The 2664-nt window shown below is 70.4% G+C and carries 4 protein-coding genes; 3 read left to right on the plus strand and 1 reads right to left on the minus strand.

What is annotated here, in order from left to right:
• The coding region (locus H5J29_RS28445) for a nitroreductase family protein (RefSeq protein WP_181784067.1) at nt 1-341 on the plus strand (341 nt) is incomplete at its 5' end.
• 486 nt (nt 342-827) lie between these two features.
• Nucleotides 828-1358 (plus strand): NUDIX hydrolase, encoded by a 531-nt coding sequence (locus H5J29_RS28450; RefSeq protein ID WP_181784068.1) that lies wholly within the window; start codon nt 828-830, stop codon nt 1356-1358.
• A gap of 65 nt (nt 1359-1423) precedes the next feature.
• On the opposite strand, the gene H5J29_RS28455 is transcribed toward H5J29_RS28450, so the two are convergent.
• On the minus strand, nt 1424-2203 hold the full coding sequence (locus tag H5J29_RS28455) for a site-2 protease family protein (protein ID WP_181784069.1): 780 nt from the start codon (nt 2201-2203) through the stop codon (nt 1424-1426).
• A 225-nt stretch (nt 2204-2428) separates the two neighbouring features.
• Between H5J29_RS28455 and H5J29_RS28460 the strand changes: the two genes are divergently transcribed.
• Nucleotides 2429-2664, plus strand: a 236-nt coding sequence (locus tag H5J29_RS28460; RefSeq protein WP_181784070.1) for a WhiB family transcriptional regulator, incomplete at its 3' end; no start/stop codon positions are given.

Below are 2664 nucleotides of genomic sequence, written 5' to 3' on the forward strand. Positions count from 1 at the left end.
CTGCGGAAGCCGACCCGATCGCCGTGCTCTCCGCGGTGCTGGCCTTCCGCACCGACGACGGGCTCCACGAGTACCCGGACGGCGAGCGCAACGCCGCGGAACGGGACATGTTCACGGTCGCAGGCGGTGCAGCGGTGCAGTCGCTGCTGGTCGCGCTGGCCGCGGAGGGCCTGGCGTCCTGCTGGGTGGGGTCCACGCTCTTCGCCGCGGACACGGTGCGGGCGGCGCTGGACCTGGCCGAGGGCTGGCAGCCCCTCGGCGCGATCGCCGTCGGCACTCCGGAGGAGCCGCTGACCCCTCGCCAGCCGAAAGACCCCGCCGAGGGTCTGATCGAGCTGTGAGTGGATCCCGAGTGCGGAGGTGCACCGGGGTCTTGGCCGTCGCTATCGTGCGTGCAGCCGGGGATCGTGCCGCGCTGTGTGCACGAAACGTGCGATCTTGAGCCGGCTGTCCGTCATGATCGCTGGTTGTGTGCTCTGAGTGCTGTGTCGGCCGCGCTCACAGCACTCAGTCCGTGATCTTGCCGCGCTGAGTGCACGAAACGTGCGATCTTGAAGCGGCGCCCGTGATGATCGCGGGTTGTGTGCTGGGGGTGCGGTGTCGCCCGGGTCCGGTGCAGGTAGCCGGGGATGGAGCCGCGCTGAGTGCACGAAACGTGCGATCTTGAGCCGGCTGCCCGTCATGATCGCTGGTTGTGTGCTCTCAGCGCTGTGTCGGCCGCGCTCACAGCACCCAGTCCGTGATCTTGCCGCGCTGAGTGCACGAAACGTGCGATCTTGAGCCGACGCCGCCGACCACCGCCACCGACCCACCGAAGGAGCGTCCGCATGGTGAAGCCCCCGACAGCGGTCGAGGAGCTGCGGGCCTGGGCTCCGCCCGATGCGGCGCAGGCCGCGCTCCAGCAGGCCCTGATCTCCTTCTGTCTCGCCCGCCCCGACGACGCGTGCCTGCGCGAGTGCGAGCCCGGGCACCTCACCGCCTCGGCCCTGGTGCTCGACGCGCCGGGGGAGAACGTGCTCCTGACCCTGCACGCGCGCTTCCACCGCTGGGTGCAGCTGGGCGGGCACTGCGAGCCCGGGGATCCCTCGCTGCGGGCGGCGGCGCTGCGCGAGGCGACCGAGGAGTCCGGGATCGCGGGGCTCGAGATCGCCGAGCACCCGCTACACATCGACGTCCATCCGGTCACGTGCTCGCTCGGGCTGCCGACCCGGCACCTGGACGTCCGGTTCCTCGTGCGGGCGCCCGCCGGCGCGGTCCCGGTGATCAGCGACGAGTCCGCGGACCTCGCCTGGTGGCCGCTCGACGCCCTCCCGCCGGACTGTGACACCGTTCCGACGATGGTCGAGATGGCGCGCTGAGGCGCTGGACGGCCGTATCCCCCGTCCGGCGCAACGGTTACTCCGTCGGAGGAGTCAGCTCCGGTTCATCGCCAGAACAGCAGCAGGGAGTAGCCGGCGGCCGCGTACTGCGCGTCCCCGCCGATCAGCGCGAACAGGAACTGGCCCACCCCGAACAGCGCCTGTGAGACGCCGGGCACGCCGATGACCAGCACGAACAGCACCAGCGGCGCCCACGGCCGGACCTTCGCCCCGAGCTGCTGGGCCTGCGGTGACAGGTAGGGCTCGATCACGCCGTACCCGTCCAGCCCGGGCACCGGGAGGATGTTCAGCACGAAGGCCAGGATCTGGATCAGGGCCAGACAGCTGAGCCCGATCGCGAGCCCCTCGTTCACCGGGAGGAAGATCACGGCGAGGCTCAGCAGCACCCCGATGACCAGGTTCATCGCCGGTCCGGCGAAGGACACGAAGGAGCGGATCCGCTTCGAGCGCAGCGCCCACTGGTTGATCCAGACGGCCCCGCCGGGCAGCGGGATGCCCCCGAGCAGCAGGAACACCACGGGCAGCACGAAGGACAGCCCGACGTTCGCGTAGCGGCGGATGTCCAGCGAGAGGTACCCGCGGTTCTCGACGCCGTCGTCCCCGCCGCGGTGCGCCGAGTACGCGTGACCCCATTCGTGCAGGCACAGCGAGACGCACCAGCCGCCCAGCACGAGCAGCACGACACCCGTCGTGAGCAGGACGAACGAGCCCTGGATCGCCTGCTGGGTGCCCACCGCGCACAGCACCGCGCCGACGACGGTCACCGCCACGAGGAGCAGGAACCACGGGCTTATTCGGGTCGGTACGGAGCGCACTTGACCCATTGTGCCGAACGGGGGACCGAAGGGGTGGACAGCGTCACCCGGTCGGCAGCCCCGGGTTGCGTGAAGGGGGCTTTCACCGCTGTACTTACGTCGGTGTCATTCGCCGGGGCGCGGGGAGGTGGGCGAGTGGACGTTTTCACGGACACCGTGTCTGTCGTGGGGACGGGCACGATCGGGATCCCAGTGGAGGGTCCCGAACCGATCGACGTCGGTCCACAGGAAGGGCTGCGTCTGATCGACACCCTGGTCGATCCCTCGGAAGAGGGCGACGAGGGCTGGCAGGAGCGCGCACTGTGCGCGCAGACGGATCCGGAGGCGTTCTTCCCCGAGAAGGGCGGCTCCACGCGCGAGGCCAAGCGCATCTGCTCGGGCTGTGAGGTCCGTGCGGAGTGCCTGGAGTACGCCTTGGCGCAGGACGAGCGGTTCGGCATCTGGGGCGGGCTCTCCGAGCGGGAGCGTCG

It is taken from the genome of Pseudonocardia pini, assembly GCF_013870575.1.
Taxonomy (GTDB): Bacteria; Actinomycetota; Actinomycetes; order Mycobacteriales; family Pseudonocardiaceae; genus Pseudonocardia; species Pseudonocardia pini.

Bases quoted from the DNA above. Each gene is read 5' to 3' on its own strand.
- H5J29_RS28455 (WP_181784069.1), bottom strand. From the start codon at position 2,203: ATGGGTCAAGTGCGCTCCGTACCGACCCGAATAAGCCCGTGGTTCCTG.
- H5J29_RS28450 (WP_181784068.1), top strand. From the start codon at position 828: ATGGTGAAGCCCCCGACAGCGGTCGAGGAGCTGCGGGCCTGGGCTCCG.